Source organism: Halorubrum saccharovorum DSM 1137, assembly GCF_000337915.1.
In the GTDB taxonomy this organism is placed as follows: Archaea; Halobacteriota; Halobacteria; order Halobacteriales; family Haloferacaceae; genus Halorubrum; species Halorubrum saccharovorum.
This window is the reverse complement of sequence record NZ_AOJE01000020.1, coordinates 78583-94102: the sequence shown is the minus strand read 5'-3', so window position 1 is coordinate 94102 and position 15520 is coordinate 78583. Positions and strand designations below refer to the sequence as shown.

The window sequence follows — 15520 nt, the reverse complement described above, 5'->3', positions numbered from 1 at the left end:
ATCGGGGGTGGGGAGGGGCGACCCCGCCACGCGCCGCGCCCAGGGTCCAGGACCCGCGCGCTATTCCCACAGCGGGTACAGCTCGTCGCGCGGCGCCTCGTCGATCCGGTCGCCGTCGAGGAGGACCGTTCCGGCGGCGGCTCCGTCGCCGTCGTCGGCGGTGGCCCCCTCGGATCCGCCTCGCCCGCCGTCCGCCGCCCGCACCTCGCCGATCTCGCCGACCGCGATCCCCGCGCCCGCGAGCGCCTCGGTCGCCTCGTCGACGCGCTCTGGGGGGACAGCCGCCAGCAGCGCGCCGGAGCCGAACGTCGCCAGCGGGTCGACGCCGAGCGCCTCACAGCAGGCCTCCGTTTCGGGTCGAACCGGCACTCGGTCGCGCTCCACGGACAGGACGGTCCCGCTCGCGCTCGCGGTCTCGACCAGCGCGGTCAGCAGGCCGCCCTCGGTGGGGTCGTGCATGGCGGTCGCGGCGTCGCGGACGGCGGCCGCGTCGGGGACGACGCTCACCTCGTCGAGGAAGCCGGCGGCGGCGTCGAGGGTCTCCGCCGGAACCCCCGCCTCGGCGCACGCCTCGCGGAAGTCCGTCGCGAGGATCGCGGTCGCCTCGATGCCGGCGCCCTTCGTGAGCAGGAGGCGATCGCCCGGATCGGCCCCGGCGCTCGACACGAACCGGTCCGTGGTGCCGAGCGCGGTCATCGAGCAGAGCGGGCGCTCCAGCGACGGTAACACCTCGGTGTGGCCGCCGACGATCGCGACGCCCAGGTCGCGGGCGGTCGCGTCGACCTGGTCCGTGACGGTCCGCCGGCGGTCGGGGTCGCCGTCGGGGAGGAAGAGCGTGTGCGTGAGCCACCGCGGGTCCGCGCCGCTCGCGGCCACGTCGTTACAGGCGACGTGGACCGCCAGCTCGCCGACCGCGTCCGCCGCCAGCGACAGCGGGTCGGCGGCGACGACGAGAGTCGACTCCGCGCCGTCGAGATCGATCGCGGCCGCGTCCTCGCCGTAGGCGGGGCCCACGTCGACCGCGGCGTCGTCGGCGCCGGTCGCCGCGAGCACCTCCGCGAGCGCCTCGGGGCCGAGTTTCCCGGTCATCGCTCCCGGAGCCGCGCGACGATGGCGTCCGGGTCGCCGTCGAGCCCGCCGCCCTGCGCGAACGTCGGGCCGCCGCCGCCCCCGCCGCCGAACTCGTCGGTGACGGCGGCCACGACCGCGCCCGCGTCGGGGGCGTCCCCGTCGTCGCTGGACGTGCCGTCGCCGCCCCCGCCGGCCGCCTCCTCCGCGACCGCGGCGACCACGAACGGCGCGTCGCCCGTTCCGACCGCCGCGATCGCGTCGGGCGCGCCCGCCTCCCCGAGGACGCGCTGAGCCGGCTCGCGCAGGTCGTTCGGGTCCGCGTCGTCGACCGTCCCGACCGCCCACGTCGCGCCGTCGGCGTCGGCTTCGACGGCCGGGAACTCGCGCAGGCGCGCGGCGAGCAGGTCGGTCGTGGCGGCCTGCAGGTCGGCCTCGAGCCGGTCGGCCCGATCGCGGAGTCGGCCGACCGCGTCCGGGAGGTCGCCGATCCGCGCGTCGAGGGCGGTCGCGGCGTCGAGCGCCGCCGCGTGGACCGCGGCCTCGTGGTCGATCGCGGTCGGCCCGACCGCGAACTCCACGCGGGTCACGCCCTCGCCGGGGTTCGACCGGTCCAGCACGGAGACCGGGCCGATCTCGCTCGTGTTCCGGACGTGGGTCCCGCCGCAGGCGGCCACGTCCCAGGTCGGCGCGTTCCCGCTCTCCTGCGCTCCGTCACGTCTCTCGTCGCCCGCCTCGTCGCGTTCCCCGTCCTCCTCGTCGCGCTCCCCGCCGCGCTCGCCGACCGTCACGACCCGGACCGCCTCGGTCCCGCTCATCGCGCCCTCCTCCGTCTTCGTGTTGAACGCGATCCCGTCGAGCGAGCGGGCCTCGTCCTCGGGGAGCGTCTCCCACGACACCGGCAGCGAGTCCCAGACGGCCCGATTTGCGAGCCGCTCCAACTCGACGAGGTCGGCGTCGTCGAGCGGCTCGGCGGTCGTCAGGTCGACGCGTACCTTCGTCTCCGAGATGTCGAAGCCGGCGTAGCCGAGGTCCTCGCAGGTCCGGCGCGCCGCGCCGTAGAGCACGTGCGAGGCGGTGTGCGCACGGGTGCAGTAGGTCCGGAACGCGTCGTCGACGACCGCCGAGACCGTCTCGCCGGCCTCCGGAAGCGTCTCGGCGCCCTCGTCGAGAACGTGGGCCACTTCGCCGTCGCGCTCGGTCACGTCCGCGACGAGGACCCCGTCGATCGTTCCCCGGTCCGCCGGCTGGCCGCCCGACTCGGCGTAGAAGTACGTCTCGTCGAGGACGACCTCTCGGCCGTCGACCGATTCGACCGTCGCCTCGAACTCCCGAACGTCGGGTTCCGCCGGCGCGCGTGACGCAGTCATTGGCGGTCCGTGGTGGCGGTCGGATAAATAGGTGGGCGCCTCGGCGATCGCTTATAAACAGACGTGCGGTCGGCGCGCGAGCCGTCGCGGCCGGGAGTTGCGATATTCGCTGCCGGTCCCGTCTCAACGGCTTATAAGCAAGTTCCCGAGAACCGCCCAACTCCTACCGATCGCCGAAAGATCGAACCGGCGCTCGACGAGGCGCGGCCCGATCTCAGCCTTCCAGCTCGAACGCGACCTCGACCTCCGCCTGATACTGCCGGTCGGCCGCGCTCTCCAACTCGACGCCGAACTCCTCTACCTCCGCCCAGTAGACGTTCTCCAGCGTGTCCTCGGCGCGATCGATCGCGTCGTCGGCGGCGTCGTCGAAGCTCTCCTCGCTCGTCCCGATCAGCGTGATCTTCTTGAACACCATGTCACGCGCTAGTTGGACACACGGTAATATAAAAGGAGGCGATGGGGACGGGGGCACGCTGTCGGGGACGGGGTGCCGGCGTCAGGGGCTGCCGGGCGCACCTTCCATCACCGCGAAGTCCTCTCCGTCGGCGTCGATGCCGATCACCGCCCAGTCGTACGGGGGTTTCGTGGAGACGAGCCGGTCTCGCAGGTCGCCCGCCCGGTTGCGCCACGTGACGAAACAGCGGAGCCGCGGTGTGTCGCCGCCGTCGGCCAGATACGGCTCGAGATCGTCGTCCTCCATGCACAACACGGTCACGAGCACGCGCCGCCATTTTCGCTCCGCGACGAACTCCTGTCCGCCCTCGGAGACGGTGTACCCGAGTTCGCGAAAGACGTCTCTGGCCTCCGTCGTCGGTGGGATGCTCGCAGTGGCCATCTACTCCGACGTTGGCCGGCTTTCGTGATAAACTTTCTCACGATTTCGGCCGTTCGCGATCGCGGGCGCGATCGCTCGCGATTTCACCCGTACCGCTCTGTCCCCGTACCGCTCTGTCCCCGTACTGCTCTGTACCGCCCTCTGACACAGTCGCCGCTCACTCGTGGGCGGCGTCCCATTCGTCCGGCTTCCGGAGGTTGCCGCACTCCGTACACTGGATCCGCCCCATCGTGTCCATCGCGGTGTCGAACGACTCGCAGTTGCCGCATTGGAACCCCCACCGCGAGGACCCGTCGGCGTCGGCGAACACGACGTAGAAGGGACCCTCTGCGCCCCGCTCGACCTGCGTCCGGTCCGTGTACACCCGCTCGCCGTCGGCCGTCGTCGACGCGTCGAGACTCATACCCGTCCGTATCGGCTGGAACCGTTTAAAAGCGTGACTCGACCGTGAGACCGCCGACGGTCCGCCGCGGACCGCAACCGACCCGACTACGTCCGGAACGACTCGCCGCAGCCGCACTCGGAGACGACGTTCGGGTTCTCGACCTCGAAGCCGGCGGCCTGCAGGCCGTGCTCGTAGTCGAGTTTGCTCCCGCCGATGTAGTTCCGGCTCGCCGGATCGACGAACACGCGCAGCCCGTGGTGTTCGACGACGAGGTCGTCGTCTTCCGGTTCCGTGTCGAACCGCATCCCGTACGAGAGACCCGCGCAGCCGCCCTGCTGGACGAACAGCCGGAGTCCGGCCTCCTCCGTGTCGAGGCCCTCGCCCTCTAAGAGCGAGAGCGCCTCCTCCGCGGCGTCTGGGGTCACCTCGATCGCCGGGTCGCTTCCCGTGTCGACCGTTTCGGTGCTCATGCGAACACGTTCCGTCCGCACGATAAAACCCCTGCCGGCGCCGGCGGGGCGGGCGACACGGTTTTGACTCGGTGGCGAGTGAACAGGCGTATGACGGCGTCGCCGTCCCGCGTCGGGATGCTCACCGACGGGGACTTCTCCGAGGAGCAGCGCGCCGCGGCCGATTGGCTGGCCGCGCGCGACGGGATCGCGGTCGAGACGGTCGCGTTCGACGGGCTCAGCGACCGCGACGTCTCCACCGACTTCGACGCGCTCTGGTGGCATCGCGCGGCGCCACTTGCCGGGAGCGACCCCCTCGGCGACGCGGCCGAGACGATCGAGTCGTACCTCGTCGACGGCGGCGGCCTCCTCTTAACGCTCCGCGCGATGGCGTCGGTCGACCGCCTCTCTGTGGAGTCGGTCCCGCCCGACCGAGTCGGCGAGGACTCGCTCGCGGAACCGACCGGCGTGTTGTGGCGCTCGCTGTACGCCGACCACCCGGCGACGGCGTCGCTGGAGGGGCTCCGGCACCACGTCCGGGACCGCGGCACGGTCCCGGCGGTCGGGTACGAGCGCGTGCTCCCCCGGCGCGGCGAGGCGCTCGCCTCGACGGTCCGCGGCGACACCGCGGTCCCGGACGAGGTGACGGCCGTTTCGTGGCGGGTCGGAGGTCGCGCCGAGCCCGCCGAACTCGACGAGCGCGGTGAGGGCGGAGGTGCGATCGTCGGGCTCGGTGCGCCCGTCCTGTTCGCCGACCCGCCGGGCGGCGACGGTCACGGGGGCCACGGCGAGCCCCGCGACCCGGACGCCACGGGACTCGCCGAGACGCGCGACCGCCTCGTCGCGGGCTGCCTCCGGAGCGTCGCGGTCGACCACGGGACGCCGGCGCGCCCGACCGACGCGGGCGACATGCGCCGGCTCCGCGACCGGGTCGACGCCGCCGGCGAGGACGGTCCCGGCGGCCGCCCCAAGTACCACCTCACGCCGCCCGCGAACTGGCTGAACGACCCGAACGGCTTGATCCGGTGGGACGGGCGGTATCACGTCTTCTACCAGTACAACCCCGCCGGCCCCTTCCACAACACGATCCACTGGGGCCACGCCGTCAGCGACGACCTCGTGACGTGGCGCGACGAGCCGGTCGCGCTCTCGCCCTCCCCGGACGGCCCCGATCGCGACGGCTGCTGGTCGGGCTGTGCGGTCGACGACGACGGCACCCCGACCCTGCTGTACACCGGCGGCAACGGCCGCGATCAGCTTCCCTGCCTCGCGACGACTGACGACCCCGACCTTCGGTCGTGGGAGAAGCACGGGGGTAATCCCGTCATCGAGTCGCCGCCGGCCGACCTCGACGTGCTCGAAACCGAGCACTGGCGCGCCGAGTTCCGCGACCACAACGTCTGGCGCGAGGGCGGCCGCTGGTACCATCTCATCGGAACGGGTCTCGCCGACGGCGGCGGTGCGGCCCTGCTGTACACCTCCGAGACGCTCACCGAGTGGACCTACGAGGGTCCCCTGCTCGCCGGGGGACCCGACGCCGCCGCGGTGTGGGAGTGCCCCGAACTGCTCGATTTAGGCGACCGCCGGCTCCTCCACGTCTCCGACTACGAGAACGTCGTCTACTTCCTCGGGAGCGTCGAGGACGGGGAGTTCGCGGTCGAGTCAGAGGGGCTGCTCGACCACGGCGACTTCTACGCGCCGCAGTCGCTGACGGACGCGGGCGGGAGCGACGCCGACGGCGGTGGTGTCGACGGCGACGACGGCGACGACGGAGACGACGGCGACGCGGACGACGGCGCCGGCCGCTCGCTCACGTGGGGGTGGCTCCCCGAGGCTCGCGACGTGGACGCGCAGTGGGACGCCGGCTGGTCGGGCGCGCTCTCGCTGCCCCGCGTGATCGAGTCCGGCCCCGACGGCGACCTCCGCCAGCGCCCCGCCGACGAGGTGACCGACCTCCGGACGGAGCGGATCGCCGCCGACGAGGCGATATCTCTCGCGCCCGACGACCGCCGCCGGCTCGACCTTTCGGGCGCGGCGATCGAGATCCGGGCAGAGATCGCGCTCGACGACGCCGAGCTGGTCGAGCTCTCGGTGTTCGAGACGCCGGATCGCGCCGAATGCACTCCGATCCGCTACGCGCGCGACGGGACGCTGTCGGTCGACCGCGCCCCGTCGAGTCTGGACCCCCGCGCGTTCGCCGACGAACAGTCGATGGCGGTCCCCCCCTACGACGAGCCGCTCTCCGTGCGCGTCTTCCTCGACCGCTCCGTGATCGAGATCTACGCGAACGGGCGGCGCTGTCTCACGAGCCGGGTGTACCCCACCCGCGACGACGCGGTCGGCGTCTCCATGCGCGCCGAGGGCGGTCGCGCGGAGATCGCGTCGCTGTCGGCGTGGGCGCTCGGCGAGGCGATGCCGACCGGCGGGGAGTGAGCGGCCGAAACGTCGATCGGCGAACGGACGCCTCGTCGCTCAGTCGTCCGTCGACTCCGCGGCCGCCACCGGCTCGTCGATGTCGCCGGCGACGCCACGGTCGGTGAGGTCGCCGCGGCGCCACGCCCCCCGCCGGTACCACGCGTACGCGACGGCCGCGCCGACGACGTTCGACACCGCGAACGACAGCCAGATGCCGGTCTCGCCGATCCGCCCGGCGGCGACCCACGCGATCGGGAACCGGACGATCCCGAGCATCAACACCGAGATGGCCGCGGCGGTGAGCGTCTTCCCGGCGCCGCGGAAGCTCCCGGTGTACGCGCGCATGATCCCGATGAAGCCGAACGTCAGCGCGACGACGCGGAGGAACTGCGAGCCGACTGCGACCACGCGGCCGGCGTCGGCCTGCTCGGCGCCGACGAACACGGAGACGATCGGCTCGGGGACGAGGAAGACGACGACGCCGGCGACCGAGAGGACCGCGAACAGCGTCTTGGCCGCCAGGTTCGCGGCCCGTTCGGCCCGGTCGGGTTTGCCCGACCCGATGTTCTGGCCGGTCATCGTCTCCACGCCGCGGGCGACCGCGATCGCCGGCAGGAAGACCACGGAGAACACCCGCGTGCCGATCCCGTAGGCGGCGACGACCGGGTCGGGGAACAGTGCGACGATGAACAGCAGGAGGTTCATCGACACCGCCCGTCCGGTCCCCTCGATCGAGGCCGGCAGGCCGATGCGGAGGAGCCGGCGCAGGTAGCTCGCGTCGGGAACCATATCGCGGAGGTTGATCCGGACTCCGCGCACTCCGCGGAACATGATCGCCAGCCCGACGATCAGCGCCAGCGCCCGGGAGAACACGGTCGCGATCGCTGCGCCCTCGATCCCGAGCGCGGGGAACGGCCCCCACCCGAAGATGAGGAACGGGTCGAGCGCGATGTTGAGCACGACGGAGCCGAACATCACGAGCATGGGGGTGATCGTGTCGCCGTACCCGCGCATGAGCGCGATGAACACCGCGAAGCCGAACATGGCGACGAGCCCCAGCGAGATGACCTCCATGTAGCTCGACGCGAGGGGTAACACGTCCGCCGAGGCGCCCATCAGATCCAGGAACTCCCCGACGAAGAAGTAGCCGATGCCGCCGAGGAGCACCGAGGCGATCACCGCGAACGTCACCGTCTGCGAGGCGGCGTACTCGGCCTCGCGCGCCTCGTCCGCCCCGGTGTACTGGGCGACGAGCACGCTGCCGGCGACGGAGATCCCCATCCCGAGCGAGATGAGCAGGAACACCATCGGGAACGCGAAGCTGATCGCCGCGAGCGCGTCCGTGCTGTACTGCCCCAGCCAGAACGTGTCCGCGAGGTTGTACGCCGTCTGGAAGAGGTTGGTGACGACGATCGGCATCGAGAGGAAGAAGAGCGGCTTCGCGATCCCGCCCGACGTGAGATCGAACTCCTCGGGGCCCTTGAACAGGGCGTCGATGCGCTCGATGAGCCCCATCAGCGGGACGCCCTCGCGCGCTTTCGGAGTTCGTCGACCGAGGGGCGACCCCCCGTGTCTGTCCGTTCGGGGCCGGTACGGAACGCAGTCGTCGGGTTCACCGTCGCTCTATCATCCATCGTGGTCGATACCGAACTTACTAACTAGTCAGTCAAAAATGTTCTGGGCCGAGGAATACTACGAAAACCTGGCTTCTATGCTTTTCAGCCGTCTCTGACGGATGACGGCACGGTAAGTTCTTACAGGTGTTTCGCGCGTTCGGCCGCAATCGTTATTCGCCCGTGGCCGGAAGCGTCGTGACATGGCCGAACCATCGGGGCGGACCTTCTCGGAGACGGACGAGGAGATCATGAAAGCGACCTACCGCGCGCTCCGCGAGTACGGGTACGCCGATCTCACGATAAAGCGGATCGCGGCGGAGTACGGCAAATCGACCGCCGCGATACACTACCACTACGACACGAAAGAGGAGCTGTTGGCGGCGTTTCTCGACTACATCCTGAACCGGTTCGTCGCCTCCATCCGCGAGATCGAGACCACCGACCCCGAACAGCGCCTGACGGTTCTGCTCGACAAGCTGCTCGTCGCGCCGCAGGAGAACCCCGACCTGTCCGTCGCGCTGCTGGAGATGCGGAGTCAGGCGCCCTACAACGAGGCGTTCGCCGAGCGATTCCGGCAGAACGACGAGTACGTCCGTTACCTGGTCAAGGCCGTCATCAATCACGGGATCGACGAGAACGCCTTCGCGGACGTCGACGCCGACCGCGTCACGCGGTCGCTGCTGACGATCGTCGAGGGCGCCCGTACCCGGTCGGTGGTGTTCGACGACGTGAGCGAGTACGAGCGTGCCCGAGCAACCGCCGAGGAGTACGTCGACGCGACGCTCCGGCGGGTCGACGCTTAGCGCCCCGACCGCTCGCTTTCGGCGCCCCCGCTATCGCCCCCGTCCACGCCATCGCTCTCCGCGCTCCCCGACAGGTCCGCCGTACACCAGTGGCAGAAGTCGAGCTCGGGGTCTACCTCCCTGCCGCAGTTCGGACAGTTCTCCGCCTTCTCTCCGGTCTCGTCGCTCGCCCTCGCGTCCGCGGCGACCGACCCGTCGGCGGCGTCTCTCGCTCTGGCGATCGCGTTCTGCGCCCGGGCGAGAACGTACGCGTCGACGGCGCTGGCGCCGCCCACGATCAGGGTCGGGGCGACGCTCAGCGGGTCGACGGGATCGCCGGCCGCGAGCGCCTCGATCGCCGCCGGGTCGACGAAGGCGTAGCTCACCGCGAACAGCGCCGCGAACCACCCGATCGCGCGACGCCACCGCCGGAGATAGAGGTGGCCGAATCCGGTCGCGAGCGCGCCGAGCAGGGCGGCGAGCCAGGGCCGCTTCTGCGAGGTCCTTCGCTCCATGCCCGAACTTATCGGACGGTTAGTCATAAGCCTTCTACCGAGGTCCGGGGGTCGGCCGGCTCTCCCGCCCATGACCGCTCGGAGGAACTCTGACCGTCAGATCGCGCCGTGGGAACCGTCGCTCTCTCCGGATCCAGCGTTGCGGAGCGACTCGCCCCCTCCGCCGTCGGCTGACTCGTCGTCGATCATCCCGTCGTCGACCGCCCCGTCGTCGACAGCCCCGCTCGGTCCCGCGACGTACCCCCCGGCGCTCCCGCCTTCCCGGATTCGCCCCCCGAGTGCGTCGCCGTCGGGAAGCTCCGAGTCGTCGGCCGGCGGCAGCGGCTCGTCCGGGGTGGGGATCCGCCACGCGTCGAGGGTCCCGCGCAGCCGAGTGCGGTCGCCGTCGACCGCGAGCCGGAGCGTCGGCGCGAGCGTCCCGCCGAACCGCTCGCGCTGCTCGGCCTCGGGGAGGTCGGCGATCGCGTCGAGCGAATCGCCCGCGAAGTCGTGGTAGTTGAGGAAGCTCTGGACGAGCACCTCCTCGTCGTGGGCGAACGCCATCCACGAGTACGCCTGAAACGGCGCCTCGGGCGGGTTCGTGGCGACCAGTCCCGACCCGTTCAGGGGGCGGTACTCGCCGTCGAGCGCGTCGGCGACGAACCCGTAGAGCCCGTCGGGACCGGTCACGCCCGGCGCGAACGTGTGGACGTGGCTGCAGACGAACAGGTAGTAGCGGCCGTCGGCGACGACGACGTGCGGGCGCTCCAGTTCCTGATTGACCTCGACCGCGTCCAGCAGAAGCGGTCGGAGCTCCCACGAGAGCGGGTCGCCGGACTCGGAGACCGCGACGCCGACGCAGCCGTTGAACTCCCGTCGGTGCGCCGTCGCCGGGTCGTCGCCCTCCCGCTCCGGCGCGGGCGCGTTCGCCTCGAACAGGAGGTGCGTCTCGCCGGTCGCCGGGTCCTCGAAGAACCACGGGTCCCGGAAGGTGTAGGTCATCCCGCGCGACTGCGCCTCGGTCTCGTACCACTCGCCGTCCGGCGTCAGCAGCGTCTCGTGGGTCCACGGGCCGGAGAGTTCGATCCCGCCTTCGTCGGCGCGCACCGTTCCGCCGTGCGCGACCGCGATCCGCTGGGTGTACGTCATCTCGTCGGCGGTCTCGTCGCCGGCGGCGGTGTAGTAGAGGTAGACCTCCCCGTCGTCGTACAGCGCGGAGCCGGCCCACTGGCGCTGGCCGAGCGCGCCGCCGTCGAACACGGGACCCGCGTCGCGCCACTCCCTCCCGTCCGGCGAGTAGAAACACCGTATCTCGGCCACGTCGTGGCGTTTCCCGGGGAGTAAGTCGGCCGGTGCCGTCAGCGAGAACGCCAGTCGGTACCCGCCCACGTCGGCGATATCGCCGTGTCGGTCGCGGAGCAGCCACGTGTCCCAGACGTGGAGTTCCGGGAACGGGTCGGCCGCGGGAGCGCCCGCCGGCGGCGCGACGTTCCCGTGGCGGCGCTCGATCGACGCGGCCTGCGCTCTGGTCCACCGCGACCGCGAGCGACCGCCGTCGCTCTCCGGCGTCTCGTGCATACGCGTCCTCCGTCAGCGACCGAATAAAGCCTTTTCAGTCGGACCGGCGGTCGGTCGGCGGCGATCCCTCGTCACGGAAATAAAACGTTTTATCACGGCCGTGGTAGTTGAGGACATGGCAGGACCACGTACCGACCGATATCGACCGAAAGGCGTCGCCGTCGCCCGGGGCGCGGCGGGTGGCTGCGATCGCGCGGACGGAGCGGGTCGCCGCGACCGCGCGAGCCGCCGTGGAACCGCACGCGGAGGATGAAGGTGGACCGCGAAGAACTCACCGAGACCCTGGAGGACGCGGGGCTCTCGCCGTATCAGGCGGACGCCTACGTGACCGTCCTCGAACTCGGCTCCGCGCCGGTCACCCGGATCGCCGACGCCAGCGGGGTCCCTGACCCCCGGATCTACGACGTGTTGCGCGACCTGGAGAGCGCCGGCTACATCGAGACCTACGAGCAGGAGTCGCTGTACGCCCGCGCCAACAGCCTCGACGAGATCACCGAGGACCTCCGGACGCGAGCGAACCGGTTCACCGAGGCGACCGAGGAGATCGAGCGGCGCTGGAACGAGCCCTCCGTCGAGCAGTCCACCGTCAGCATCGTCACCCGCTTTGAGACGGTGATCAAGAACGCCGACGAGTTCATCCGCGACGCCGACACGCAAGTGAACGTCTCGCTCGGCGTCGAGCACTTCGAGCGGCTCCGCCCCGCGCTGCGGGCCGCAACCGAGAACGGCGTCCGGGTCAACCTCTCCGTCCACACGCCGAACGGCGACGCCGAGTCGCTGCCCGACGCGGAGGACCTCGCCGAGGTCTGCTCGGAGGCGCGCCACCGCCGGCTCCCCTCCCCGTTCGTGGTGATCGTCGACCGGACGCGGACCTGCTTCGCGCCCCACGCCGGGTCGACCAACGAGTACGGCGTACTCGTCGACGACCGCACCCACACCTACGTGTTCCACTGGTACTTCCTCACGACCCAGTGGGACACCTGGGAGCCGATCTACACCGCTCTCGACGACGATCCGCCGATCGACTACATCGACATCCGGTACTGCGTCCGCGACGTGGCCCCGCTCCTCCGGGACGGCGACACGGTCCGTGTCCGGATCGAGGGGACCGACACCGATACCGGTGCCGACCGCGTCGTGGAAGGCCCCCTCTCCGAGGTCATCGTCACCGGCGACGACGACGTGGCCGCCGAGACCGTCGCGAGCTACGGCGGTCGGGTCGCCCTCGTGGTCGAGACCGACGACGGCCCCGTCGAGGTCGGCGGCTGGGGCGCGATGGTCGAGGCCGTCGAGGCCCACCGGATCACGGTCGTGAGCGTCGAATAAGGGCGTCTCTCGTTCGGAAACTCGGTCCGCGCCGGGAGCGCTCCCCCGGCGACCCCGTCACTCCAGTGAGTGCGTGATCGCGTCGCCGCTCGCCCGGTCGAACAGGTGGACGTTCTCGCGGTCCATCACGATCCGGATGTCGTCGCCCTCAGCGATCTCCGTGTCGGGCGCGAGGTTGATGAGGAGCTGCCCCTCGCCGCGCCCCTCGGCGCTCGCCTCCACGTCGCGGTCGAACAGCAGGTAGGCGTTCACCTCCTTCCCCATCGGCTCGATGACGTCGACGACGGCGTCGAACGCCTTCGTCGGCGAGGCCGCCTTCCGGGAGTCAGCCTCCAAGAACACGTCCTCGGGGCGGATCCCGACCGTGATCTCCTGGCCCGGCGAGACGCCGTGGGTCTCCGGGTCGAAGTCGATCTGCGTGTAGACGGACTCGAAGCCGTCGTCCACGACTTCCCCTTCGATGAAGTTCATCGCGGGCGACCCGATGAAGCCGGCGACGAACAGGTTCGCGGGCTCGTTGTAACACTCCAGCGGCGGCGCCACCTGCTGGAGGACGCCGCTGTTTATCACCGCGATCCGGTCGGACATCGTCATCGCCTGCGCCTGGTCGTGGGTGACGTAGATGATCGTCGTGTCGAGTTCGCGGTGGAGCCGCTGGAGCTGGGTGCGCATGTGGACCCGCAGCTCCGCGTCGAGGTTCGCCAGCGGCTCGTCCATCAGGAACGCGTCCGGATTCCGGACGATGGCGCGGGCGATCGCGACCCGCTGGCGCTGCCCGCCGGACATCTCGCTCGGCATCCGGTCCATCATCCCCTCCAGCTGGACGATGTCGGCCGCCTCCTCGACGCGCCGGTCCACCTCCTCCTGCTCGTACTTCCGGAGCCGGAGCCCGAAGGAGATGTTGTCGTACACGTCCATGTGGGGGAACAGCGCGATGTTCTGGAACACCATGGAGATCCCCCGGTCTTTCGGCGGGAGGTTCGTCACGTCGCGCCCGCCGATCTCGATAGTGCCCTCGGTGGGCAGCGTGAGGCCGGCGATCGTCTCCATCGTGGTCGACTTCCCGCACCCGGAGGGGCCGACGAAGGTGACGAACTCGCCGTCCTCGATCTCTAGGTTCATGTCGTCGACTGCCGTTACGTCCTCGTACCGTTTCGTGATTCCCTCTAGTGTGACTGATGCCATGGTTACTCCTTGACCGCCCCCGTGGTGAGTCCGCTCACGATCTTCTCCTGCGCGACGACGACGAGGATGGCGACCGGCAGCACCGCGACGATGCTGGCCGCCGCCATGAGGTTGTACAGCACCTCGAACTCGCCCTGGAACCGCAGTATCCCTTCGAGCATCGGGGCCCAGCTCCCGGGCCGTCCGTCGGTCATCAGCGAGCTGAAGAAGTACTCGTTGTACACCGAGATGAACGTCAACACGCCGGCGGTCGCGACGCCCGGCGCCGACAGCGGGACGATGACCCGGAACAGCGCGCCGAGTCGGGTCGTCCCCTCCACGCGGGCCGCGTCCTCCAGCCCGTCGGGGATCTGCGAGTAGAACGTCATCAGGATGAAGATCGACAGCGGCAGGAAGATCGCCGACAGCGGGATGAAGATCGCGTACGGGGTGTTGTACAGCGACCCCGCCGAGATCAGCGGCCGCAACACGTCGACGTTGGTGTTGAACAGCCGGTTCAGCGGGATGAAGAACGCCGCCGGCGGGAAGAAGGACGTGACGAGCACCAACAGCAGCATCGCGTTGCGTCCCCGGAACCGGAGCCGACCGAACACGTAGCCGGCGAGGCTCCCGACGAGCAGCACCGCGACGGTCGCGATCGTCGCGATCAGGAAGCTGTTGAACACGTACCGGTGGAACGGCAGCGTCTGGAAGACCTCGATGAACGCCGCCGGGTTGAACCCCGCCGGGAGGAACACGCCGACCTCGGAGAGGTTGTTCCGCGGTGTCAGCGCGACCACGAGCAGCCAGTAGAACGGGAACAGCGTCGTGACGAGGAAGAATATCGTCGCGACGTAGAACGTCGCCCGGTACGCGCGGTCCGGGTTGGAGATCATCTTCGCGGCCCACGCCTCGACGAGGCCGCGGTCGAGTTCGGGCTCGTCCGCCTTCGCCTGTTCCGCCATCTCGACGGTCGGGTCGTCCCCGTCGGCCGACTCGTCGGCGGTGGGGTCGGCGCTCATGCGACACCTCCCTCGCTGTTGCGCAGCGCGAGCAGGTACAACACGACGAACGCGCTGATGACGACCGCAGTCAGGAACGCCACCGCGGAGGCCGTCGCCCAGCGCCGACTGTTCTGCAGCGCGATGATCACGAGGCAGGTCAGCGACGGCACGGTCTCACAGCCCGCCGTGGCGTCGATCAGCCCGTAGATGCGCATCGCGTCCATCGTCCGGAACAGCATCGCGACGAGCAGCGCCGGCGCCACGAGCGGCAGGGTGATGTACCGGAACCGCTGCCACGGCGAGGCGCCCGACACCTTCGCCACGTCGTAGAGCCCGCGGTCGATGCTCTGGAGCCCCGCCAGGATGAGCAGCGCCATGAACGCGGTCGTCTTCCAGATGTCGGCGACCAACACGATCATGAACGAGTCCGAACTGCTCGACAGCGGGTTGTCGCCGAACACGCCGAGCCACTGCATGAACTCGGTCCCGAAGCCGATGGTCGGGTTGAACAGGAGGAAGAAGATCATCCCCTGGATGACGATGGGGATGGCCCACGGGATGATGATCGACACCCGGACCCACCGGCGGCCGTAGAAGTCCTGATCGAGCACGAGCGCCTGCCCGAACCCGATCAGCGTCTCGAAGAGGACGCTCAGTATCGCGAACGCCAGCGTGACGAACAGCGCCTGCTGGAGGAACGGCGCCCCGAACTCGACGAACGGGAACGAGTCCGTAGTCGATACCGAGATGAACTGCTGCGTGAAGTTCGTGTCGCCGGTCAGCAGGTCGACGTAGTTGTCGAGGCCGATGAACTCGCCGAACGGATCCGCCGACGCCACCGCGTCCGCGAGCAGCGAGAACCGGAACGTCTCGATCAGCGGGTAGAAGGCGACGACCGCGAGCAGCAGGAACGCGGGAGCTAACAGGACGTAGGCGTACACCTCTTCGCTCTGCGTCTCCAGCCAGTTGAGCGGCCGGGCGAGCAGCGATCCCCCCTCGTCCGCTCGCGTGTCGGTTGACATGCTCGGCCCTCG

At 70.2% G+C, this 15520-nt stretch carries 15 protein-coding genes; 3 read left to right on the top strand and 12 right to left on the bottom strand.

What is annotated here, in order from left to right:
- Positions 1-60 precede the first annotated feature (60 nt).
- The 6 genes from C471_RS06650 to C471_RS06625 form a co-directional block, all read right to left on the bottom strand.
- Positions 61-1089, bottom strand: coding sequence for an AIR synthase family protein (locus tag C471_RS06650; RefSeq protein ID WP_004047312.1), 1029 nt, complete (start codon positions 1087-1089; stop codon positions 61-63).
- The gene (locus tag C471_RS06645; RefSeq protein WP_004047310.1) at positions 1086-2438 is read right to left on the bottom strand and encodes an alanyl-tRNA editing protein; all 1353 of its coding nucleotides are present in this window, start codon (positions 2436-2438) and stop codon (positions 1086-1088) included. The genes C471_RS06650 and C471_RS06645 overlap by 4 nt, the downstream gene beginning before the upstream one ends.
- A gap of 214 nt (positions 2439-2652) precedes the next feature.
- Entirely contained in the window at positions 2653-2853 is a 201-nt protein-coding gene (locus tag C471_RS06640; RefSeq protein WP_004047307.1) for a dodecin, read from the bottom strand.
- An 81-nt stretch (positions 2854-2934) separates the two neighbouring features.
- Positions 2935-3273 (bottom strand): DUF7116 family protein, encoded by a 339-nt coding sequence (locus C471_RS06635; RefSeq protein ID WP_004047306.1) that lies wholly within the window; start codon positions 3271-3273, stop codon positions 2935-2937.
- A gap of 157 nt (positions 3274-3430) precedes the next feature.
- Entirely contained in the window at positions 3431-3676 is a 246-nt protein-coding gene (locus C471_RS06630; RefSeq protein WP_004047303.1) for a DUF5816 domain-containing protein, read from the bottom strand.
- An 86-nt stretch (positions 3677-3762) separates the two neighbouring features.
- Positions 3763-4128, bottom strand: a complete 366-nt coding sequence (locus tag C471_RS06625) for a HesB/IscA family protein (RefSeq protein ID WP_004047301.1) — start codon at positions 4126-4128, stop codon at positions 3763-3765.
- Positions 4129-4218: 90 nt separating this feature from the next.
- Here C471_RS06625 and C471_RS06620 point away from each other — a divergent pair, with 90 nt between their 5' ends.
- Positions 4219-6540 carry a GH32 C-terminal domain-containing protein gene (locus C471_RS06620; RefSeq protein ID WP_004047299.1) on the top strand — a complete coding sequence of 774 codons (2322 nt, stop codon included), beginning with the start codon at positions 4219-4221 and terminating at the stop codon, positions 6538-6540.
- Between the two features lie 39 nt (positions 6541-6579).
- On the opposite strand, the gene C471_RS06615 is transcribed toward C471_RS06620, so the two are convergent.
- Positions 6580-8037, bottom strand: coding sequence for an MATE family efflux transporter (locus tag C471_RS06615; protein ID WP_004047296.1), 1458 nt, complete (start codon positions 8035-8037; stop codon positions 6580-6582).
- A 301-nt stretch (positions 8038-8338) separates the two neighbouring features.
- On the opposite strand from C471_RS06615, the gene C471_RS06610 reads away from it, so the two are divergent.
- Complete coding sequence (locus tag C471_RS06610; RefSeq protein WP_004047295.1) at positions 8339-8941, top strand: TetR/AcrR family transcriptional regulator; 603 nt, start codon at positions 8339-8341, stop codon at positions 8939-8941.
- Here C471_RS06610 and C471_RS06605 read toward each other — a convergent pair.
- Complete coding sequence (locus C471_RS06605) at positions 8938-9435, bottom strand: zinc ribbon domain-containing protein (protein WP_004047294.1); 498 nt, start codon at positions 9433-9435, stop codon at positions 8938-8940. The genes C471_RS06610 and C471_RS06605 overlap by 4 nt on opposite strands.
- A 96-nt stretch (positions 9436-9531) precedes the next feature.
- Positions 9532-10992 carry a glycoside hydrolase family 68 protein gene (locus C471_RS06600; protein ID WP_004047292.1) on the bottom strand — a complete coding sequence of 487 codons (1461 nt, stop codon included), beginning with the start codon at positions 10990-10992 and terminating at the stop codon, positions 9532-9534.
- Between the two features lie 249 nt (positions 10993-11241).
- On the opposite strand from C471_RS06600, the gene C471_RS06595 reads away from it, so the two are divergent.
- Complete coding sequence (locus C471_RS06595; protein WP_004047290.1) at positions 11242-12318, top strand: TrmB family transcriptional regulator; 1077 nt, start codon at positions 11242-11244, stop codon at positions 12316-12318.
- Positions 12319-12375: 57 nt separating this feature from the next.
- On the opposite strand, the gene C471_RS06590 is transcribed toward C471_RS06595, so the two are convergent.
- Genes C471_RS06590 through C471_RS06580 form a run of 3 tightly spaced genes read right to left on the bottom strand, consistent with a single transcriptional unit; the run spans position 12376 to position 15508 of the window.
- Positions 12376-13503, bottom strand: a complete 1128-nt coding sequence (locus C471_RS06590; protein WP_049909056.1) for an ABC transporter ATP-binding protein — start codon at positions 13501-13503, stop codon at positions 12376-12378.
- A 2-nt stretch (positions 13504-13505) separates the two neighbouring features.
- Positions 13506-14447 carry a carbohydrate ABC transporter permease gene (locus tag C471_RS06585; protein ID WP_049909063.1) on the bottom strand — a complete coding sequence of 314 codons (942 nt, stop codon included), beginning with the start codon at positions 14445-14447 and terminating at the stop codon, positions 13506-13508.
- A gap of 53 nt (positions 14448-14500) precedes the next feature.
- The gene (locus tag C471_RS06580) at positions 14501-15508 is read right to left on the bottom strand and encodes a carbohydrate ABC transporter permease (RefSeq protein ID WP_004047286.1); all 1008 of its coding nucleotides are present in this window, start codon (positions 15506-15508) and stop codon (positions 14501-14503) included.
- Positions 15509-15520: the final 12 nt, after the last annotated feature.

Excerpts from the sequence above, each read along its gene's own strand:
- C471_RS06650 (WP_004047312.1), bottom strand. The coding sequence starts at position 1,089 with ATGACCGGGAAACTCGGCCCCGAGGCGCTCGCGGAGGTGCTCGCGGCG.
- C471_RS06645 (WP_004047310.1), bottom strand. The coding sequence starts at position 2,438 with ATGACTGCGTCACGCGCGCCGGCGGAACCCGACGTTCGGGAGTTCGAG.
- C471_RS06640 (WP_004047307.1), bottom strand. The coding sequence starts at position 2,853 with ATGGTGTTCAAGAAGATCACGCTGATCGGGACGAGCGAGGAGAGCTTC.
- C471_RS06635 (WP_004047306.1), bottom strand. The coding sequence starts at position 3,273 with ATGGCCACTGCGAGCATCCCACCGACGACGGAGGCCAGAGACGTCTTT.
- C471_RS06630 (WP_004047303.1), bottom strand. The coding sequence starts at position 3,676 with ATGAGTCTCGACGCGTCGACGACGGCCGACGGCGAGCGGGTGTACACG.
- C471_RS06625 (WP_004047301.1), bottom strand. The coding sequence starts at position 4,128 with ATGAGCACCGAAACGGTCGACACGGGAAGCGACCCGGCGATCGAGGTG.
- C471_RS06620 (WP_004047299.1), top strand. The coding sequence starts at position 4,219 with ATGACGGCGTCGCCGTCCCGCGTCGGGATGCTCACCGACGGGGACTTC.
- C471_RS06615 (WP_004047296.1), bottom strand. The coding sequence starts at position 8,037 with ATGGGGCTCATCGAGCGCATCGACGCCCTGTTCAAGGGCCCCGAGGAG.
- C471_RS06610 (WP_004047295.1), top strand. The coding sequence starts at position 8,339 with ATGGCCGAACCATCGGGGCGGACCTTCTCGGAGACGGACGAGGAGATC.
- C471_RS06605 (WP_004047294.1), bottom strand. The coding sequence starts at position 9,435 with ATGGAGCGAAGGACCTCGCAGAAGCGGCCCTGGCTCGCCGCCCTGCTC.
- C471_RS06600 (WP_004047292.1), bottom strand. The coding sequence starts at position 10,992 with ATGCACGAGACGCCGGAGAGCGACGGCGGTCGCTCGCGGTCGCGGTGG.
- C471_RS06595 (WP_004047290.1), top strand. The coding sequence starts at position 11,242 with ATGAAGGTGGACCGCGAAGAACTCACCGAGACCCTGGAGGACGCGGGG.
- C471_RS06590 (WP_049909056.1), bottom strand. The coding sequence starts at position 13,503 with ATGGCATCAGTCACACTAGAGGGAATCACGAAACGGTACGAGGACGTA.
- C471_RS06585 (WP_049909063.1), bottom strand. The coding sequence starts at position 14,447 with ATGGCGGAACAGGCGAAGGCGGACGAGCCCGAACTCGACCGCGGCCTC.
- C471_RS06580 (WP_004047286.1), bottom strand. The coding sequence starts at position 15,508 with ATGTCAACCGACACGCGAGCGGACGAGGGGGGATCGCTGCTCGCCCGG.